Source organism: Cellulomonas jepli (assembly GCF_047229345.1).
Lineage (GTDB): Bacteria > Actinomycetota > Actinomycetes > Actinomycetales > Cellulomonadaceae > Cellulomonas_A.
Genome location: NZ_JBFTER010000041.1, coordinates 19,428 through 38,580, shown reverse-complemented (window position 1 = coordinate 38,580; position 19,153 = coordinate 19,428). Strand labels below are relative to the sequence as shown.

Here is a 19,153-nt window from a genome sequence, read left to right as displayed (position 1 = left end):
CGGGCGGCGCAGCCCGCCGGCTCGCCCGGTGGCGCGCCGGGACCGTCGAGGACGAGGCCCGCGCCGCCCGCGAGCGCCCCGCGGACCCTCGGGCGTCGTGGAGCGGGGAGTGGTGGTCGACGCCACCGCGCGAGCTGACCCGGACGACGCGCGCGCTCGGTGCCGGCGGCCCCGTGGGCCTCCACCTCGCGGAGGACGCCGACGGCGCGGACCGGGCCGCGACGCAGCGGGTCGACCCTCCGGCGGACGCCGTGGTGCTCGAGCTCGACACCCCGGAGGCGTGGCTCGACCTGTGCCGGCGCCACCCGCTCGACGTCACCGCGTCGCGACGCCACGACTGGTACCGGACGACCGGCACGAGCACGCGCTGGGTCCTGCCCGACTGGTCCGCGGTCGCGCGCGAGGTCGACGCCGTGCACCTCACGGTCGGCGGCTACCTCACCAATGCCGGCCGCGCGCTGCCGCTCGGCGACGGACGCGCCACCACGCTGGCCGGGTGGGACCCGGACTGCACGTACTGGCTCGTGGACGTCCCCGGCCCTCGGCAGCCGGCGGAGGCGTGGGAACGGGACGAGTCGGGGGTCTGGTCGCGCGTGAGGGCGTGACGGTGTCCGGCGTCCGGCGTCAGGTGTCCGGCGTCCGGGCGGGCGTCAGGCGCGGGGCGTCAGACGTCAGGCGTCAGGCGTCAGGCGTCAGGCGTCAGGCGTCAGGCGTCAGGCGTCAGGCGTCAGGCGTCAGGCGTCCGCCAGCCGCGCGTGCACGTGCATGTCGTGCCAGCCGTCCGCGTGGCGGGCCTGGCGGCGCAGCGTCCCCTCGGGCAGGTAGCCGGCCTTCGTCGCGACCCGGCACGACGCGGGGTTGCGGGTCGAGTGCGCGAGCGACGCGCGGAGGATGCCGACCTCGGCGAGGAGCCAGCCGGTCACGGCGTCGAGCGCCGCCGGGGCGATGCCGCGTCCGCGCGCGTGCGGGAGGACCCAGTAGGAGATCTCGGCCCACGCCTCGGCGAGCGTGAGGCGCCGCAGGCTGACCTGTCCGGCGACCGCGCCATCGACCTCGACGGCCCACCCGGCACCGGACTCGTCGGCCCACCGCCCGGGCCAGTGCGCGACCCACGCGCTCGCCTCCGCCGGGGTCATCGAGCGCACGTGCCACTGCTGGATCGCGGGGTCCGCGTAGGCGTCGACGACGGCGGGCACGTCGTCGGGTCCCCACGGGCGCACGGTCAGCGGCCCCGTGGGCGACGCCGCCACCAGGGTCGGCTGGGTCAGGCGCGCGAGGCGACCGGGAGGGAGCTCGGGGGCGACGAGAACCGGCACCCCACGATGGTGCCGCAGCCGCCCGTGTCCACGCGGGCCCGTCCGCCGGTGCGCGCGCCGCGGCCCTCGCTACCCTGCCGCGCATGACCGTGACGCAGGCCGTGCTCTCGTTCGCCCTGGTGGCGGGCCTCCTGACGATCGTCCCCGGGCTCGACACCGCGCTCGTGCTCCGCTCGGCGATCAGCCGCGGGCGGGCGCACGCGTTCGCCGCGGGCGCGGGCATCAACGCCGGGTGCTTCGCCTGGGGCGTCGCGGCGGCCGTCGGGGCGTCGGCGCTGCTCGCGGCGTCGCGCACCGCGTACACCGTGCTGACGCTCGCCGGTGCGGCGTACATGGTGGTGCTCGGGGCGCAGCTGCTGTGGTCGAGCCTGCGCCGACGCCCGGCCGCCGACGGCGGTGAGCCGGGTGGCGCCGCAGCTGCGCCGGAGCCGCGCGGGTCGGTGCGGCGGGCGTTCCTGATGGGGCTCGGCACGAACCTGCTCAACCCGAAGGTCGGCGTCTTCTACCTCGCGACGATCCCGCAGTTCGTGCCCGACGGGGTCTCGCCGCTGCTCATGGGCGTGCTGCTCGCCGCGGTCCACAACGTGCTCGGCATGGCGTGGTTCACCGCGATCATCCTCGCGACCGGATTCGCGTCCCGGTGGCTGTCCGGCGAGGTCGTCGCGCGCGTGACGGACCGGGTGACCGGCGCCGTGCTCGTCGCGTTCGGTGTGCGGCTCGCCGCGACGGCCCGGGCGCTGCCGGCGTGAGCGGGGCGCCGACCACCGCCGCCGCAGCGCCCGGGCCGGTCACCGTGGTGTTCCTCGGCGACTCGTTCGTCGCGGGCGTGGGCGACCCGACCGGCCTCGGCTGGACGACGCGCCTCGTCGCCGACGCCCGCGCCCGCGGGACCGACCTCACCGCGTATCCGCTCGGCGTGCGCCGCAACACCTCCGCCGACGTGCTGGCCCGGTGGGAGCGCGAGACGACCGCGCGGCTGCCCCGCGCCGGGCGCACGGGGCTCGTGGTGTCGTTCGGGGTCAACGACGCGACGGACGGCGACGACGGCGGGCCCCGGGTGGCGCTCGACGACACCGTGGCGAACCTGCGGGCGCTGCTGGTCGGCGCCGCGTCGGCGGGACTGGACGTGCTCGTCGTCGGGCCGCCGCCGATCGCGGACGAGCGCGTGAACGCGCGGGTGGCCGAGGTCGACGCCCGGCTGCGCGCCGAGGCCGAGGCCCACGGGGCCACGGCCGTGGGGGTGCTGGGCCCGCTCCGGGCGGCGGGGCCGTGGATGACGCAGGTGCACGACGCCGACGGCGCCCACCCCGGGGGCGAGGGGTACGCCGCGCTCGCGGCGCTGGTCCGGCCCGCGTGGCGGACGTGGCTCGCGGGGCTCGTCGCCCCGGACGCGGTGGTCTGACGGACGGTGCCCGACGGCGGCTACAGGTCGTACCACTCCCCCAGCCGAGCCGGATCCCCGTGCCGGGCGAACTCCTGAGCGAGCGCCCACGCGCGGTCGACGTGCTGCGCGACCGCTCCGGAGAACACGGCGAGCTCGTCGATGATCAGCACCTCGACGGGCGTGGACCACGCCTCGGTGCCGTCCCCCATGAGCAGGGACGAGCGCTCGCAGTCCGCCGAGAGCAGGTGGACGACGGCCAGGTCACCCAGGAAGCCGACGGTGAGGAGCGGAGAGCCGTCGTCCCGCTCGAGCTCCAGGTAGCCCTCGCCGCGCTCGCGCAGCTGCGCCCAGCGCTCGGCCACGTCGCGCAGGCCCGACCTGGTGGGCCGACCCAGCCGCCCGGACCGCGGGGACGTCGCCGACCACGTCACCTCCGGCTCGGCGCCGCGCTCCTCACCGGTGTCCTCGGCGTGGCCGGAGGCGCAGCGCTCCCGGAACTCCCGCAGCCACTCGGCGACCTGGGTGTCGTCGTGCAGGTCGGGGCCGTCGGGTCCGTGCCGGAGATCGATGCCGTGCAGCACGTCCAGCGCCCACCGGACGGCGTCGTCGCCGACGACCACGTCGGAGCGGACATGCCGCGCCGCCCACCGGTCGACGGCGTCGCGCGACTCGGCGCCCGACAGCAGGGCGACGAACCGGGCCTCGACATCCGCACGTGACGGGGGCACTGGCGGCACCGCCTCATGGTGCCTCAGGGGAGGCCCCGGCCGCCGCCTCTTGGGGCACGCGGTGCCGCGCGGCGTCGGCACCGCGTATCTCCGCCACGCCCGTCCCGTCCTCCCGCGTGACCGCCCGCCCCCGTCCGGGGCGGGAACCCTCCGCAGGACCTCAGAGACGAGGAACACCCCATGAGCGAGTCCGACGAGTCCGTGCCTCCACCCGGGGGCGCGGTCCGCTTCATCTTCGAGTACGACGGCGACGACGTCCGCCTCGTGTCCCAGCAGCGCGTCGACGTCGCCGTCACCGGCTTCGACCTGCACCAGGAGCGCGCGCTGCCGCCCGGCCACTACGTCGAGGTGCGTGGCGCCGACGGTGCGCCGCTTGCGGCCGTGCCCGTCCGCGGCGAGCTCGGCAACAGCCTCGAGGTCTTCCCCGAGGAGCCCGGCGAGCCCATCACCCGCACCGAGGTGGAGCGCCCGCGCGGCGCGTTCACCGTGGTGCTCCCCGCCGCCGACCGCGCGGCGCAGGTCTCGGTCCTGCGGGTCCCGCCCGCAGCGGCCGGTCCGGCCGAGGGGGCCGAGGGCGCCGCGCCCGCGCCGTCCCTGGCGCCCCGGGCCCGCGCGACCGAGCTCGCCACCTTCCCCGTCGAGCTGGGCTGAGGGGGCGGCGACCATGACGACCTCCGACGGCACCGTCCAGGGTGTCACCCAGATCTTCGGCAACCAGCCCCGCAACCGGGCCTTCAACGTCGTCCTCCTCGCCGAGGGCTTCACGGCGGGCGAGCAGGCGGCGTTCAACACCGCGGCGGCCGCGTTCGTGACCGCGTTCACGGGCACCGCCCCGTTCGACGAGCTGCGCCCGGCGCTCAACGTGTTCCGGGTCAACGTCGCCTCGACCGACTCGGGGGCCGACGACCCGGCGTCCGCAGGCGGGACCGGCGCCGTCGTCCGGACCTACTTCGACGCGACCTTCGGCGGCAACGGCATCCGCCGGCTCCTGCTGGTGAACGCCACGACCGCACTGACGGTCGCCGCCGCGCAGGTCCCCGAGGTCACCACCGTGCTCGTCGTCGTGAACTCGACGGTCTACGGCGGGGCCGGCGGCTCGGTCGGCACGTACTCGCTCGCGGGCGGGGCGACCGAGATCGCGATCCACGAGATGGGGCACACCGCGTTCGGCCTGGCCGACGAGTACCCGTACTACGCGGGCGGCGACGAGACCGGGCACGACCACCACCCGGCGACCGAGCCGTCCGAGCCGAACGTGACGATCCGGAACACCCGGGCCACGCTCAAGTGGGCGTGGGCGGTCGACGCGGCGACGGCGATCCCCACGATGTCCAACCCGGACTGCTCGACGGTCGACTCGCGGCCGAGCACCGTCCCCGCCGGCACCGTGGGGGCGTTCGAGGGCGCGCACTACTACCACTGCGGCGCGTACCGGCCCGAGCACGACTGCAAGATGCGGAACCTGAGCGTGCCGTTCTGCCGGGTCTGCCGCCAGGTCATCTGGAACCGGCTCTGGCCGCTCTCGGTGCTCGACGCGCGCGCCCGCACCCCGATCTCGGTCGTCGCGCGCTACCCCGAGCACCTCGACGTGTTCGCGGTCGCGTCCGACGGGCGCACCATGAGCGACTGGTGGGACCAGTCGGTCGGCTGGGCGGGCTGGTTCCACGTCTCCGGCGGGTTCGCCTCGCCGGGCGGCGCCGGGTCGCCGGTCACGTCGGTCGCCCGGTACGCGGGGCACCTCGACCTGTTCGTCGTGGGCACCGACAACCGGGTCTGGAGCGCGTGGTGGGACCAGTCGACCGGCTGGTCCGGCTGGTTCCGGATCGGGTCGCTCGTGGCCCGGCCCGGCTCGACGGTCAACGTCGTGAGCCGGTACGCGGACCACCTCGACCTGTTCACGACGGCGTCGGACGGCCGCGTCATGTCGACGTGGTGGGACGTGCGCTCGGGGTGGGCGGAGTGGTTCCAGCTCGGGGGCGGCGTCGCCGCCGCGGGAGCGACCGTCACGGCGGTCGCGCGGTACCCGTTCCACCTCGACGTCTTCACCGTCGGGACCGACAACCGCGTGTGGAGCACCTGGTGGGACGAGCGGTCCGGCTGGTCCGGCTGGTTCCAGGTCGGCGGGCAGGTCGCCCGGCCCGACTCCACGGTCACGGTCGTCGCCCGGCACCCCGACCAGCTCGACCTGTTCACGACCGCGTCGGACGGGAAGATCGTCTCGACCTGGTGGAACGCCCGGTCCGGCTGGGGCTCGTGGTTCCAGGTGTCCGGCGGGGTCGCCTCCGCCGGGTCGCCTGTCACGGCGGTCACGCGGTACTCCGACCACCTCGACCTGTTCGTGATCGGCACCGACAACCGCGTCTACAGCACGTGGTGGAACGAGTCGTCCGGCTGGGCCGGGTGGTTCAACGTCGCGGGAGGCGTCGGCAAGCCCGGCGGTCAGGTCGCCGCGATCTCCCGGGTCGCCGAGCACCTGGACGTCTTCACCGTCGGCACCGACTCCCGCGTGTGGAGCACGTGGTGGGACGGCAGCGGCGGCTGGGCCGGCGGCTGGTTCCAGGTCGCGGTGACCTGAGGACCGTCGCTCACACCGCTGCGCCGGTCCCGGGGTCGTCGTCCACGACGTTCCCGGGGCCGGCGTCGTCGCGGGTGCCCGGCGGTGGGCCGCTGTCCGGGATGGCGCCGGGGTGGCCCGCCGCGGCCTCGTCAGCCGCCGCCGTGGGCGCGTCGTCCCCCACCGCGGCCTCGTCAGCCGCCGTGGCAGCCTCGTCCCCCGCCGCCGCGGGCGCGTCGTCGGCGACCGCCGCGCTCAGCCGCCGTCCGAGCGCCCCGACCGTCGCGCGCAGCTCAGGTCCGCCGAGCACCCGGAACGGCACCGGCAGGACCGCCAGCTGCTCGGCGTACCAGTACGGGTTGCTCGTGGTGCCCGTCAGCCGGGTCGTGGCGTCGTCCACGGCGTCGAGGCGGCCCAGCGCGCGGGGCAGCCGGCGCCGCACGCGGTCGACGGGCTCGTCGATCACGACCTCCGCCGCGTACTCCCAGCCCGCCGCGAGGTGCTCGTCCAGGAGCGCGACGGGGTCGAGGTCGTCGGGCGGCACGAACGTCCCGGGCAGCACCTCGACCGCCCCGACCCGATCGACCCGGTACGCGCGCACGGCGTCGGCCCGGTGCGACCGGCAGACGAGGTACCAGCGGCCGTGCCGGACCACGACGGCCCACGGGTCCACCTCGGTGTCCCACGCGTTCCCGGCCTCGGACCGGTAGCCGACCCGGACGGGCCGGCGGTCGGCGCACGCGTGCACGAGCGCGCTCGCCGTCGCAGGATCGGGTCGGGCGGCGGCGCGGTCCGGTGCCGCCGCGGCGGTCCGGCGCACGGCCGTGGCCTGCGCGGCGGCGGGCCCGGGCAGCGCGCGCAGGATCTTGTCGAGCGCCCGGCCGACGGGGTCGGCGGGGTCGTCGGCGTCGTGGTGGCCGTCGAGCACGGCCATGACGAGCGCGAGCGCCTCGGCGTCGGTGAACCGGAGCGGTGCGGCGCGCAGCCCCCGGCCGACCCGGTAGCCGCCGTACGGGCCGCGGACCGACTCGACCGGGATGCCGGCCTCACGCAGGATCCCGACGTAGCGGCGGGCGGCACGCTCGCTCACGCCGAGCCGCGCCGCGAGCCGGTCGGCGGTCAGGCCCGGGGTGTCCTGCAGCAGCTCGAGGGTGAGCAGCGCGCGTGCGGTGGGGCTGTCGTCGGCCGTCATGGGACTGCTCTCCGATCCGGAAGCCGATCGTCCGGAACCGACCCTAGCGTCGGTGACGTGGCTCGGCGGAGGGCCACGTCCGGCGGACGTCGGACGTGCGCACCGGCTCACGCCTCACCCGACACGCACCGCTCACCGCTCACCGCTCACCGCTCACCGCACACCGAGGAGACGCCCCATGACCGAGACCGAGGACCTGTTCCGCGTCGAGGAGCCGTCGATGACGGCCGGCGAGGTCGAGATGCTGCTGTTCGCGCTCGACCGCTCCCGCTCGACGTTCGCGTGGAAGACCGGCGGGCTCGACGCCGAGGCCCTGAACCGCCGCCAGCCGCCGTCGACCATGACGCTCGGCGGCCTGCTCAAGCACCTCGCGCTCGTCGAGGACACGTACACGGTCCTCGACGTGACCGGCAGCCCCAGCGCGCACGGCGAACGCCTGCAGCGCCTCGGACCACCCTGGGAGACCGCGGACCCCGAGGACCCGCAGTGGGTCTGGACCTCCGCCGCCGACGACTCCCCCGAGGAGCTCTACGCGCTCTGGCGCGGCGCGGTGACCCGGTCGCGCGCGGCCTGGGCGGCGGCGCTCGCGGACGGTGGTCTCGACCAGCGCACGCGCTCGCCGCTGTGGGGCGACGACGGCCCGAACCTGCGCCGCGTGCTCGTCGACCTGCACGACGAGTACGCCCGGCACCTCGGCCACGCGGACCTGCTGCGGGAGGCCGTCGACGGGCTCGTCGGCGAGGACCCGCCACAGCAGGGCTGAGCGCCGGGGGCCCGCGGCGCCGAGCAGACCGGCGTCGCGCCGGGCGGACGGGGGTCGCGCGGAGGCTGGCCGGAGTTGCGGCCGGCGCGCGCAGGCGCGGCTCAGCCGTCGTCGCGCAGCGACAGCCCCTCGGCCGCGAGCGACTCGCGCAGCAGCCGCACCGCCTTGGGGCCCACGCCGTGCAGCGCGAGGAGCTCGGCCTCGCTCAGCCGGGCGACCTCGTCGAGCGTCGTGATGCCGACGTGCGCGAGGGCGCCCAGCGCGGGCCGGCCGATACGCGGGGTGAGGGGCACGCCGCCCGACGCGGCGCCGTCCGTCGTGCTCATGGGCTCTCCTCCGTGGGCTCGGCGGCCGCCCCGGGCCGGGTCCGGCCGGTCCGGGGCGCCGGCGCGTCCCGCCGGGTCGAGACCGTCACGGTGAACTTGGGGTCGCGTGCGACCTGGCGGGTCGGCCCGACGACGCTCTCGAGCGCCGGGCGGTAGCGCAGGTGCGAGTTCCACACCGCCCACAGCTCGCCGCCCGGCCGCAGCACCCGGGCGGCGTCGGCGAACAGCGCGCGGGCGACGCCGTCGTGCACCGCAGCGCCGACGTGGAACGGGGGGTTGAGCAGCACGAGGTCGACGGACGCGTCGGGCAGCGCGCCCGCGGCGTCGGCACGGACGACGGTGACCCGGTCCGCGACCCCGTTCGCCTCGACGGTCGCGCGCGCCGACGCCACGGCCGCTGCCGACTCGTCGGTCGCCGTGATGCTGAGCGCGGGCCGGAGCCGGGCCAGCGCCACCGCGAGCACCCCGGTGCCGCACCCGAGGTCGACCGCGGTGCCGTCCGCGAGCGCCACCGCGTCGAGCTGCGCGAGGAGCGCGCGGGTGCCGATGTCGATGCTCGTGCCCGCGAACGCCCCGCCGTGCGCGCACACCGTGATCCCGAGGTCGCGGTGCTCGGCGCGCTCGGGCCAGCGACGGTGCGGTCGCTCGCCCGCCGCCCGCGGGTGGGACGCGACGAGGACGCGGGACTTCTGCCGCGCCAGGCGCGCCTCGACGGTGGCCAGGTGCCGCCCGAGCACGTCGTTCATCGCGGTCGTCATGTGCTTGAGGCGCCCGCCCGCGACCACGACGACGGACGGGTCGGCGTGCTCGGCGACCAGCGCGGCGACCTCGTCGAGCGCGTCGAGCGAGCGCGGGAGCTGCAGCAGCACGAGCCGCGCGCCCCCGACCAGCGCCGGGCCCAGCTCGTGCGACGTGAACCCGCCGAGACCCAGCCGCTCGGCGTTGGCGTGCAGGGCACGCTCGCCCGTGAGTCGGTCCTGGTGCGTGCGGACCCCCGTGACGCCGTGCCGCGCGATGGCGCCGAGCGTCAGCGCGCCGTAGCGGTCGCCGATCACGACGACACCGCCGCCCGGCGCGTCCCCGAGCGCCGCGAGTGCCGGCGCCGCCTCGTCGAGCACGAGCCGGTCGGTCGCGTCGACCGCGTGCAGGTTCGGCGCCTCCAGGTCGGGGTGGCGCCGGAGGTCGTCGAGGACGTCGCTCATCGCGCGCACCGGGCTCGGGTCACCGGGCGAGGCTAGCAACGCCCGCGAGCCGGGCGACCCCCGAGCCGGTCCCCCACGAGCGCTCTCCCGGCACCCGCCGCGCTGCCGCACCGCGCGCGACCGGCGACGCACGTGGTTCCCTGCAGCGTGACCACGACGACCGCCCGGACCTGGGAGCTCATCCACGCCGAGCGCGCCGCCCTCGCCGACGACCTCCGCGACCTCGACGACGACCGCTGGGCCACGCCGTCGCTGTGCGCGGGGCTGACCGTCCGTGAGGTGCTCGCGCACCTGACGGCCGCCGCGAGCCTCGGGGGCCTGCGGTGGTTCGCCGGGGTGGTGCGCTGCCGCTTCGACTTCGACGCGCAGGTCGCGCTGCGCCTCGCCGAGCAGCTCGGCTCGTCGCCCGCCGAGACGTTCGCACGGTTCGAGCGCGTCGTCACGAGCACGACGACGCCACCGCTCCCCCGGCTCGCGATCCTGGGCGAGGCGGTGGTGCACGGTGAGGACATCCGGCGTCCCCTCGGGATCGTGCGCGCGTACCCCGCGGACGTCCTCGACGCGGTCGCGCGGTACTACGCGAGCACCGACCAGGTCGTGGTCGCGCGGCGCCGGGTGCGCGGGCTGCGGCTCGTGGCGACGGACGGCGGCTTCACGGCGGGCGCGGGGCCGGAGGTCTCGGGCTCGACGCTCGCGCTGGTCATGGCGATGACCGGCCGCTCGGTGTACTGCGACGAGCTCGCCGGCCCGGGCGTCCCGACGCTGCGCGCGCGGAGCTGACGGCGCCGGCCACGACACCACGGGCGCGACGAGGCGGCTCCCCGCGCCGTCGCGGTCGCGTGACGGGGCCGCCCGGGACCGCCCGGCGGAGAGCCCGACCGGCCCAGCGGCCCGTCACCCGGGGGCGACGGGCCTCCCGGGTGACGGGCCGCGCACGTCAGGACGCGTCGTACGCGACCGCGACGTCGAGCACCCAGACGACCCCGAACGGGTCGCGCAGCATCCCGTACAGCGGCGCCCAGCCGGCCGGCGCGAGCGGCACGACCACCGTGGAGCGCGCGCTGAGCCGCTCCCACAGCCCGCTGATCTCGTCGGCCGACGCGCCGCGCACGGAGACGAAGTAGGGGTTCTCCCCCGGCGACCACGGCTGCGCGGCCGGGACGTCGTAGGCCATGACGTGGAAGCCGTCGGGCGAGACGACCTGACCCCACATCACCTGGTCGGCCTCGGCGGGGTCCTGGGCGGCGTGCGCGTCGCCGTAGGTGACGACGGTCAGCTCGCCGCCGAACACGTCGCGGTAGAGCTCGAGCGCGGCGCGGGCGTCGCCGCGCAGGTTGATGTGGGTCGTGGTGGTGATCGACATTCCGGCTCCTCGTGGTGGTGGGTGCTGTGGGTGCGGCACCCGGTTCGGGCGGCGCACGCACACCGTCCCAAGTCATCCGGACAGGACGGGTCCGGATATCGCGGCACACTGGATCCCGTGCCCACGACGTCCTCGCGCCTCCTGTCGCTCCTGTCGCTGCTGCAGACGCGGCGCGACTGGCCCGCCGCGACGCTCGCGGACCGCCTCGAGGTGACCGACCGCACCGTCCGGCGCGACGTCGACCGCCTGCGGGAGCTCGGCTACCCGATCACGAGCACGCGCGGGCGCGAGGGCGGCTACCGCCTCGACGCCGGGGCGTCCCTGCCGCCGCTGCTGTTCGACGACGAGCAGGCGGTCGCGCTCGCCGTCGCGCTGCAGACCGCCGCGGCGTCGGGCGCCGGTGTCGAGGAGGCCGCGGCCCGGGCGCTGCGCACCGTACGGCAGCTCCTCCCGGTCCGGCTGCGGCACCGCGTGGACGCGCTGCACGTGCACGCGTCCGCACCCGTGCACGGCGAGCCCGTCGACCCGGCCGTCCTGTCCGCGGTCAGCGCGGCGATCGGCGCACGCGAGGTCCTGCGCCTCGACCACCGCGCGCCGGGTGCGCCCGCCGCCGCCGAGCCCGGTCCGCCGCGCCGGGTCGAGCCGCACCACCTCGTCGCGCGCGCGGGCCGCTGGTACCTCGTCGCGTGGGACCTCGACCGTGACGACTGGCGCACGTTCCGCGTCGACCGCCTGACCCCGCGCAGCCCCGGCGGCGCACGGTTCACGCCGCGCGAGGTGCCCGGCGGGGACGTCGACCGGTACCTGACCGGGCGGTTCCGAGGAGTGCCGGAGCCGGGAGCGGCGGGCGGGCGACGGCGGGAGAACGCCGGGGACGACGACGGGACGGGGAGCGGGGCGGAGGGCGCCGCCGCGGGAGGCCACGCGGCGGCGAGCGACACCGGCGCGGAGTGGCCCTGCCAGGGCGAGGTCGTCGTGCACGCCTCCGCGGCGGACGTCGCGCCGTACGTCCCCGACGGTGTCGTGCAGGACCTCGGGTCGGGGCGCTGCCGTGTCGTGCTCGGCGCGTGGTCCTGGGTCGGGCTCGCAGCCTCGCTCGCCCGGTTCGACGCGGACGTCGACGTGGTGGGTCCGCCCGAGCTCGCGGAGGCGTTCGGGCGGCTCGCGGAGCGCTTCGCGCGGACGGCCGCGGGCACCACGCGGTAGGCGACCGGCACTGCGCGGTAGGCGACCGCCGTGAGCACACCCGTGCGCCGGCGCCTCAGTCGGCGGCGGCGCCACCCGCGCTCGTCGTGCCCGACGCGGCCGGCCGCACGCCCGCCAGCTCCGCCGCGAGCACGCTCGCGCGCGCGATCACGTCGAGCTGCGCGCCGTTGTAGAGCTCGGTGACGGTCTCGAGGAACGTCTCCTGCGTGACGCGCGGCCCCTTCGACAGGTGCGCGTCCGGGTGCAGCAGCCACGGGTAGTCGGTGAGGTTCCGGGCGATCTCCGGCGCGAGGGCCTCGGCGATCCGCTGGCGGGTGGCGTCGTCCGCGTCGGGCGGCAGGGCGTCGAGCTCGGCGCCCACGCCGTCGCTGGGCTCCGACTCGACCATCTGCTTGAGGTCGGCCATCGCCGACGCGTCGTAGAGCTGCTCGTAGACGAGCATCAGGGACCGCTCCGTGCCGGTCAGCCGGCCGGCGACGTCCTCGAAGCCGGCGGGGACGTCCGTCGTGGTCGAGCCCTCGAGGATCGCGCGGATCTCCGCACGCGCCCGCTGCAGCCGCTCGATGCTCTCGGCGAGACCGGCGTCGATCGCGAGCAGCGCCTGCGCGGGGCTCTCGCCGCCGGACCCGACCGCCTCGATCTGCATGAGCGGGACGCCCAGGTCGCGCAGCCGCCGGATCTGCAGCAGCCGCACGAGGTGCCGCGCGCGGTACTGCTTGTACCCGTTCGACGTCCGCTCCGGCTCCTCGAGGAGACCCGAGCGGTGGTAGTGCCGGACCGTGTTCACGGTCGTGCCCGCGAGCTCGGCCACCTCGCGCGTGCTCCACGCCATCGTCGCCCGTCCTCCCTGGTCCGGCCGCGGCGGGAGCGTCCCGTCCGCACTGCCGAACCCATTCAAGACCGTGTTCCCGGAACAGGGTCAACGGGCAGGCGCCCGACGCGGGACCGGTGCGGACGGCCCTTGACCCTGTGGTGGGAACACGGTCTGGACTGCAGCTCTCACCACCTCAGGGCGCCCGACCAGCGCGACGCCCGCCACCGGAGAAGAGCCGACATGGACCACCCGTACCCCTGGCTGCAGGACCTCATCGACCAGGTTCCCGACCTCGTCCAGCCGCTGATCGTCGCCGGCGCCGCCGCCGTCCCCTACGTGGAGGGCGAGGGAGCGGCGGTGCTCGGCATCCTCGCCGGGATCAACCCGGTCGTCGCCGGCCTCGCCGCCGCGGCGGGGAACATCCTGTGCGTCGTCGCCGTGGTCCTCCTCGGCTCACGGATCCGCGGTGGGGTCGGCGCACGCCGCGCGGCGCGGGCAGGAGGGACCGACGCGACGCCGTCGACCGCCGGCTCCCTCGGCCGGTCGGCTGCCGCACCGTCCGCTGCGACCGCTGTCGCGGAAGCACCCGCCGTGACCGCGGTCGACGCACCCGCGGACGACCCCGCGTCGGGCCGCAGCCACCGGTCGAAGGGCCACGCGCGGCTCCGCCGCTGGATGGTGCGGTTCGGCGTCCCCGGGGCCAGCCTCCTCGCGCCGATCGCGCTCCCGACGATGCTGACCGCGGCGTTCTTCGTCGCGTCGGGCGTCCGCAAGGAGTGGGTCATCCTCTGGCAGGTCGTCGCGATCGTGCTCTGGACGGGTCTCGTGGTGCTCGCCGCGACGGGCCTCGTCGCCGCGCTCGGCTGGTGACGGTCGCGAGCGCTCGCGGCGCGGCGTCGGGCGCGGGAGCCGCAGCCTCCCGCGGGCACGCGCCGCCGGCGGCGGAGTCGCGGTGCGCGCGTCCGCCCGAACCGCCACCGGGCGGTGGGCGGCGCCGCTACGCTCGCGCCGACCGCCCGCCGAGCAGCGCGGGCACGTGCCCCGGAGAACGACATGACGACCCTGCGCGCTGCCTTCTCGGTGGCCGTCCTCGCCGGCTTCTACGTGGTCGCCGTCGCGATCCTCGCGGGGATGGCGGTGTTCGGCCTCTCCGAGCTCCGGCGCGGCGAGGTCGGCAACGCCCGGCTCCTCGCGCTCGCGACCGTCGTGTACGCCGCGTCCATGGCGCACGCGTTCTGGCGTGCCCGGCTGCCGAGGCGTGCACCGGTGGGCGTCCTGACGAGCCGTGACGACGCGCCCGCTCTCTGGGCGCTCGTCGAGGAGCTGGCCGAGGCCGCGACGACCCCGGCCCCGGACGAGATCCGCCTGCTCGCCGACGTCAACGCGGGTGTCTCGGAGGACGCGCGCCTGCTCGGCCTGCTGCCCGGGCGCCGCTACCTCTACGTCGGGGTCCCCCTCCTGCTGGGGCTGGACGTGAGCCAGCTCCGGTCCGTCCTCGCGCACGAGCTCGGGCACTACTCGCACCAGCACACGCGGCTCGCGGCCGTCGCGTACCGCGGCCGGATCTCCGTCGCGCGCGCGGCGGAGAAGCTCGCGGAGGACGGCGACCCCGTCGGCTGGCTCCTCAAGCAGTACGCGAAGCTCTACCTGACGGTGTCCTCGGCGATCGCGCGGCGGCAGGAGCTCGAGGCCGACGAGCTGTCGGTGCGGCTCGCGGGTCGTGCCGCCGCGCAGAGCGCCCTGCGCGAGATCGCCGTGGTCGACGCGGCGTGGGCGTTCTACCGCGAGCGTTACCTGGCGCCGGGGTGGTCGGCCGGCGTCGTGCCGGAGCCCGCGCAGGTCCTGCTCGGCTTCGGTGAGCTGCTCGCCGCACGGCACGACGAGCTCGCCGACGTCCGGGCCACCGCACCGTCGCGCGACCAGGGCAGGTGGGACACGCACCCGTCGCACGCCGCCCGGATCGCAGCGATGGAGCAGATGCCCGAGCCCGCCGCGGCGCCCGACCCCCGGCCCGCGCAGGCCCTGGTCCCCGGCCTCGCGGGCGTCGTCGGGGACCTCGCGGAGCACGTCGTCGCCACGGGTGACCGGAGGGTGCTCGCGTGGGACGACCTCACCGCGACCGCCGTGTCGGCATCGGCGCAGCGGTCCGCGGACTCCGTCTACCGGGCCGCCGCGGCGGTCGCGGTGCACGAGCGCGCGACGCTCGGGACGGTGCTCGACCTCGTCGGGTCCGGGCATGGGAGGGAGCTGCTCGCGGCCCTGGGGTCCGACGGGCTCGCGATCACGGACGGCGAGGTCGCCGAGGCGCTCACCGGGCCGCTGACCTCGCTGGTCGTCCCGGCGCTCGTCGGTGCGGGCGCGGCCCGCTGGCAGCACTCGTGGGCCGGCCCGGCCTCCCTCGTCCGCTCCGACGGCACGGCGGTCGACGTCGACGACGTGCGTGCGCTCGGCCGGCTCGTGGCCCACCGGGACCGCACGGCCGCCGCGCGCGAGCGCTTCGCGGAGCTCGGTGTCGACGTGGACGCGGTGGGTCAGGTCAGCACCGACCCGACCGCGCACGACGCCCGCGTGCTCGGGGGCATCGGGGACGTGGAGGTCGACGGTGTGCTGCACGACGTCGTCCTGCTCGACCGCGGCCTGCTGCTCGTCGCGGAGCCGTCCCGTCGGAAGAACCCGAAGGACCGGCTCACCGCGCTGCTCTCCTCCGCGCTCGTGCACGACCTCGCCGAGCAGCACCGCTACGTGCCGTTCGCGCACGTCCGCTCCGCCGTGGTGGTCAAGCGCGCGCCCGCCCACGTCGACCTCACGACCGTGCACGGCGACACCGTGGCGCTCCGGGCGCGGTGGAGCAGCGGGACGCTGACGAAGGACTCGTTGCAGACGTTCCTCGAGATCGCCGACGAGCTCGCGACCCGCACCGGGCACCCGGAGCCGGAGCCGGAGCCGGCGACGGTCTGAGACCGGCCCCGACGCACGACGGGGCGGGCGCAGCGTGGGTGCTGCGCCCGCCCTGTCGTGGGGAACCCGAGCGGGTCAGCGCCGGGTCGTCACCGTGTACGTCGTCGTCGCCGAGCCGTCCTCGCTCGTGACGGTGACGCGCGCCGTGGGGTCGCGGCGCGTGGGCTGCTGGACCTCGACGGTCGCGTACGGGTCGGCGGCGACGGCGGTGCCCGTCGCGACCCCCCGGACGCCGTCCACGGTGTAGTCCGTGACGGCCGGGTCGAAGCCCGGGACGTCGGTGCCGTCGACCGCGAGCGCGGTCAGCGTCGCGTCCGAGCCGACGCCCGGTGCGTGCGCGAGCACCTCGACCTCGCTGACCGTCATGTGCTGCGACGGCCGCGCGGCCAGGACGACCCGGACCGCGTCGGTGTCGACCGGCGGGACGGGGACGGTGGCGACGGGGGCGGTCGGGGTGCCGGTGGGCACGGTGACCGGGTGCCCGGCGTCGACCCACGTGCCGTCGGCGGTGCGGGTCTGCACCGTGACGGTCTGCGCGTGGCTGTCGCCGCCGTCGCGGTAGAAGTGCACCGCGACGCCGGAGACCGTGCGGCTCGCCGGGAGGGTCACCGTGAGGGTGTCGGACGCGTTGGCCCGGCCCGACTGCCAGTTGGACCACGCCTTGTCGGTGAGGTCGCCGTTCACGATCCCTGCCGCGGAGTACCCGGGCTCGGTGAACGTCGCCGTGGCGACGGTGCCGGGCGTGAGCGCGGCGTTGGCCGCACCCGGCTCGGTGACCTGGACCCGCACCGTCGCCGGCAGCGTGGCGCCGTCGCCGGCGTCGGCCGTTCCGGTGAGCTCGACGGTGCCGACCGCGTCGAACACCGCGCCGTCCACGTCCCAGGTGACAGGGCGCTCGACGAGCGCACCGGTCGTCCGGCCCACCGCGACGACCGTCGCGGGCAGCTCGGGGACTCCGCCGACGTACGTCTTCGCGCGGGCGGGCTCGGTGCGGACCAGCGTGTCGACCGTGACGACGACCTCGGCGCGGTGCGTGCCGCCGAGCGCGTCGGTCGCGGTGCCCTTGAGGGTGACCGTGCCGGCGCGGTCCCAGCGCTGGTACGGCGGGAGCTTCCACGTCACCGGGAGCGTGCCGCGCGCGCCGTCGCGGAATACGGGGACGACGGTCGTCGGCAGCTCGGGCGCGGTGCCGGGCGTGGTGAACGCCGTGGCCTGCTGCACGTCGAGGACGGTCTCGTCGACGACGCGCCAGAGCTGGTTCGCGCCCGAGTTCGGCAGCCAGGTCGCGACCGGGGAGCCGTCGGCGGTGGCCTGGCCGGGGACCTCGAGGTTGCGGCCGGTCGCGACGTTGACCAGCGTGAACGTGCCGTTGCCGGTCGTCGAGAGGATCCAGCGCGCACCCTCGTCGGGCCCGCCCGAGGCCGGGACCAGCACGACCGCGCCGTCGACCACCGCGAGGTGCCGCCCGTCGGCCGCGGACGTGACCGTGTACTGCGCGCGGTTGGTGCCGCTCGTCCGGGCGTTCTCGCTCGTCCCGTCGTCGACCTGCGTGAGCGTCCAGAGCTGGTCGGCCGCCGCGGCGTCGGTCGTGCGGATCACCGCACCGGTCGCGTCGTCGCCCGCCGTCGCGAGCGACAGCCCGCTCTGCACGCCCTGCAGCCGGTACGCGTGCCCGTCCTGCACGAGCGCCGCGTCGTCGTCGACCCCGCGCACGCCGTCGACCACGAACGTCGTGACCGACTGCGCCGGGACCTCGAGCGTCGCCCGGGCGTCCTGCACGCGGACCGGGGTGCCCTCGACGAGCGCCCCCTGCGCGCTCGTCACCACGGGCGTGACGGTCGCGCGCTTCGAGACCTTGCCGAACGCCGAGAGGTCGAGCGTGACCGCGCGGGCCTCGGCGGTGTCGTTGAGGTGGACCACCGTCGCGCCCTCGTCGTCGACCGCCGCGACGCTCGCCGGGTCGTCGACCGCGACGAGCCGGTCACCGGGCTCGATGAAGTGCGTGAAGTTCCGGACGGTGTCGAACTTCGTGTTCGTGTAGATCGGGCAGGTCTCGAGCGTGTCCTCGGCGGTGCAGTCGAACGGGAGCTGGATGCTGCCCCAGTTCGCGCCCGCCGCGCTCTCGCCGCCCGGCTTCATGTTGTCGTAGTCCTCGACGGGCTGCCAGAACACCCAGGCCGTCGGCTCGAGCTCGCGCAGGTCGTCGACGATCCGGTCGGCCATCCCCAGCCCGGGGACCATCGACTCGAAGTCCTGGCCGTTGCCCCACGAGCCCTCGACCTCGCTCATCCACAGCGGCTTGTCCTCCGCCTTGGCGATGTCCCGGACCGTCGTGCGCTGACCCGTGCCGTAGGTGTGGACGTTGAGCTGCGCGACGAGGTCCCGCACCTCGGGGGTGTACGCGTTCCAGTTGGTCGCGAACGTGCCCGGGTTCGTCTCGTCCATCGCCGAGATGTCGGCGTCGGTGCTCGACCCCTCGAGCTCCTGGGCCAGCGCGGTGAGGATCTCCTGCTGGCGCTGCGGGCCGACGTGCGCGCCCTCCTGCCGCCCGCCCGTCGGGTTGCCGTCGGGGCCGAGCGTGGTCCGCCAGTAGCTCGTGTTCGGCTCGTTGAGCGGGTCGACCGTGTCGACCGTGATGCCGTGCGCGTCCTCGAGCCGCTCGGTCACGCCGACCACGTACTGCGCGAAGTCGGTGACCCGGTCCGCGCGGACCTGCTCGGCGCTCGCGTCGAAGCCGCCCGAGACGTACCCGCTCACGGTCTGGAACCAGGGCGGGGAGTTGCTGAAGGTCTCCCAGTGCGTGACGTCGCCCTTGATCCGGTCGACCCACCACCGCTGCGTCCGGTCCGCGTCCTCGTTCCAGTCGGCGGGGTCGTCGGCCGACCACCAGTCGGTGTCGGTGCGCGTCGTGCCCTCGGGCGCGGCCCACCAGCCCTCGACGGCACCGCCGGGGCGCAGGTAGTCGGGCACGTCGGGGGCGTTGCCGCCGCCGATGTTGTAGCGCGCGATGTTGAGGTTGAGGCCCTCGTCGCCGAACACGAGGTCGGCGAGCGCGTCCCGCACCTCGTCGGGGTAGTCGCCGGTGGCGTTGGCGAACCACACGAGGCTCGTCCCCCAGCCCTCGAACGGTGCGCCCTGGTACGTCGGGTCGGGCCGGACGGTGACCCCGGGCGTGCCCGGTGCGGGTGCTGCGGGTGCCGGTGGTGCGGCGGCCGCGGGTGCGGTGCCGGCCAGCCCGGCCACCACGGCGGCGGCCCCGAGGGCCGCGACGGCCCCCCGGGCTCGTGGGTGCGTGCTCGTCATCGAACAGCTCTCCTTCGTCTCGTACGTCGTCGTACGTCGTCGTC

17 protein-coding genes and 1 pseudogene are annotated in these 19,153 nt (G+C 76.2%); 10 read left to right on the top strand and 8 right to left on the bottom strand.

From position 1 onward, the window contains the following. A pseudogene (locus AB6N24_RS11505) lies at nucleotides 1-605 on the top strand (hypothetical protein); the annotation flags it as partial. 129 nt (nucleotides 606-734) lie between these two features. Here the strand turns inward: AB6N24_RS11505 and AB6N24_RS11500 are convergent. Then, nucleotides 735-1,316, bottom strand: a complete 582-nt coding sequence (locus AB6N24_RS11500; protein ID WP_412869534.1) for a GNAT family N-acetyltransferase — start codon at nucleotides 1,314-1,316, stop codon at nucleotides 735-737. Between the two features lie 83 nt (nucleotides 1,317-1,399). Between AB6N24_RS11500 and AB6N24_RS11495 the strand changes: the two genes are divergently transcribed. Further along, nucleotides 1,400-2,065, top strand: a complete 666-nt coding sequence (locus AB6N24_RS11495) for a LysE family translocator (protein WP_412869533.1) — start codon at nucleotides 1,400-1,402, stop codon at nucleotides 2,063-2,065. Next, nucleotides 2,062-2,718 (top strand): DUF459 domain-containing protein, encoded by a 657-nt coding sequence (locus tag AB6N24_RS11490; protein ID WP_412869532.1) that lies wholly within the window; start codon nucleotides 2,062-2,064, stop codon nucleotides 2,716-2,718. Before AB6N24_RS11495 ends, AB6N24_RS11490 begins: the two co-directional genes overlap by 4 nt. A gap of 20 nt (nucleotides 2,719-2,738) precedes the next feature. Here the strand turns inward: AB6N24_RS11490 and AB6N24_RS11485 are convergent, their stop codons facing one another. Then, nucleotides 2,739-3,437, bottom strand: coding sequence for a hypothetical protein (locus AB6N24_RS11485; RefSeq protein WP_412869531.1), 699 nt, complete (start codon nucleotides 3,435-3,437; stop codon nucleotides 2,739-2,741). A 171-nt stretch (nucleotides 3,438-3,608) separates the two neighbouring features. Between AB6N24_RS11485 and AB6N24_RS11480 the strand changes: the two genes are divergently transcribed. Further along, the gene (locus AB6N24_RS11480; protein ID WP_412869530.1) at nucleotides 3,609-4,079 is read left to right on the top strand and encodes a hypothetical protein; all 471 of its coding nucleotides are present in this window, start codon (nucleotides 3,609-3,611) and stop codon (nucleotides 4,077-4,079) included. A gap of 13 nt (nucleotides 4,080-4,092) precedes the next feature. Next, nucleotides 4,093-6,003: a M64 family metallopeptidase gene (locus AB6N24_RS11475; protein WP_412869529.1), complete on the top strand. Its 1,911-nt coding sequence runs from the start codon at nucleotides 4,093-4,095 to the stop codon at nucleotides 6,001-6,003. A 10-nt stretch (nucleotides 6,004-6,013) separates the two neighbouring features. On the opposite strand, the gene AB6N24_RS11470 is transcribed toward AB6N24_RS11475, so the two are convergent. Further along, a complete protein-coding gene (locus AB6N24_RS11470) occupies nucleotides 6,014-7,174 on the bottom strand; it encodes a helix-turn-helix transcriptional regulator (RefSeq protein ID WP_412869528.1) in 1,161 nt (386 codons plus the stop codon). 178 nt (nucleotides 7,175-7,352) lie between these two features. Between AB6N24_RS11470 and AB6N24_RS11465 the strand changes: the two genes are divergently transcribed. Further along, the gene (locus AB6N24_RS11465; protein WP_412869527.1) at nucleotides 7,353-7,937 is read left to right on the top strand and encodes a mycothiol transferase; all 585 of its coding nucleotides are present in this window, start codon (nucleotides 7,353-7,355) and stop codon (nucleotides 7,935-7,937) included. Nucleotides 7,938-8,038: 101 nt separating this feature from the next. Here AB6N24_RS11465 and AB6N24_RS11460 read toward each other — a convergent pair whose 3' ends face one another. Further along, nucleotides 8,039-8,263, bottom strand: coding sequence for a helix-hairpin-helix domain-containing protein (locus AB6N24_RS11460; protein WP_412869526.1), 225 nt, complete (start codon nucleotides 8,261-8,263; stop codon nucleotides 8,039-8,041). After that, entirely contained in the window at nucleotides 8,260-9,465 is a 1,206-nt protein-coding gene (locus AB6N24_RS11455) for a class I SAM-dependent methyltransferase (protein ID WP_412869525.1), read from the bottom strand. The genes AB6N24_RS11460 and AB6N24_RS11455 overlap by 4 nt, the downstream gene beginning before the upstream one ends. Before the next feature lie 147 nt (nucleotides 9,466-9,612). Between AB6N24_RS11455 and AB6N24_RS11450 the strand changes: the two genes are divergently transcribed. Then, on the top strand, nucleotides 9,613-10,245 hold the full coding sequence (locus AB6N24_RS11450) for a maleylpyruvate isomerase family mycothiol-dependent enzyme (protein ID WP_412869524.1): 633 nt from the start codon (nucleotides 9,613-9,615) through the stop codon (nucleotides 10,243-10,245). A gap of 157 nt (nucleotides 10,246-10,402) precedes the next feature. On the opposite strand, the gene AB6N24_RS11445 is transcribed toward AB6N24_RS11450, so the two are convergent. Beyond that, nucleotides 10,403-10,828, bottom strand: coding sequence for a VOC family protein (locus AB6N24_RS11445; protein WP_412869523.1), 426 nt, complete (start codon nucleotides 10,826-10,828; stop codon nucleotides 10,403-10,405). A 117-nt stretch (nucleotides 10,829-10,945) separates the two neighbouring features. Between AB6N24_RS11445 and AB6N24_RS11440 the strand changes: the two genes are divergently transcribed. Beyond that, nucleotides 10,946-12,034 carry a helix-turn-helix transcriptional regulator gene (locus AB6N24_RS11440; RefSeq protein WP_412869522.1) on the top strand — a complete coding sequence of 363 codons (1,089 nt, stop codon included), beginning with the start codon at nucleotides 10,946-10,948 and terminating at the stop codon, nucleotides 12,032-12,034. 55 nt (nucleotides 12,035-12,089) lie between these two features. On the opposite strand, the gene AB6N24_RS11435 is transcribed toward AB6N24_RS11440, so the two are convergent. Then, nucleotides 12,090-12,866 carry a helix-turn-helix domain-containing protein gene (locus AB6N24_RS11435; protein ID WP_412869521.1) on the bottom strand — a complete coding sequence of 259 codons (777 nt, stop codon included), beginning with the start codon at nucleotides 12,864-12,866 and terminating at the stop codon, nucleotides 12,090-12,092. Nucleotides 12,867-13,088: 222 nt separating this feature from the next. Here AB6N24_RS11435 and AB6N24_RS11430 point away from each other — a divergent pair, with 222 nt between their 5' ends. Then, nucleotides 13,089-13,718: a small multidrug efflux protein gene (locus AB6N24_RS11430; RefSeq protein ID WP_412869520.1), complete on the top strand. Its 630-nt coding sequence runs from the start codon at nucleotides 13,089-13,091 to the stop codon at nucleotides 13,716-13,718. A gap of 183 nt (nucleotides 13,719-13,901) precedes the next feature. Next, entirely contained in the window at nucleotides 13,902-15,806 is a 1,905-nt protein-coding gene (locus AB6N24_RS11425; RefSeq protein WP_412869519.1) for a M48 family metallopeptidase, read from the top strand. 75 nt (nucleotides 15,807-15,881) lie between these two features. Here the strand turns inward: AB6N24_RS11425 and AB6N24_RS11420 are convergent, their stop codons facing one another. Further along, nucleotides 15,882-19,109, bottom strand: coding sequence for an RICIN domain-containing protein (locus AB6N24_RS11420; RefSeq protein ID WP_412869518.1), 3,228 nt, complete (start codon nucleotides 19,107-19,109; stop codon nucleotides 15,882-15,884). Nucleotides 19,110-19,153: the final 44 nt, after the last annotated feature.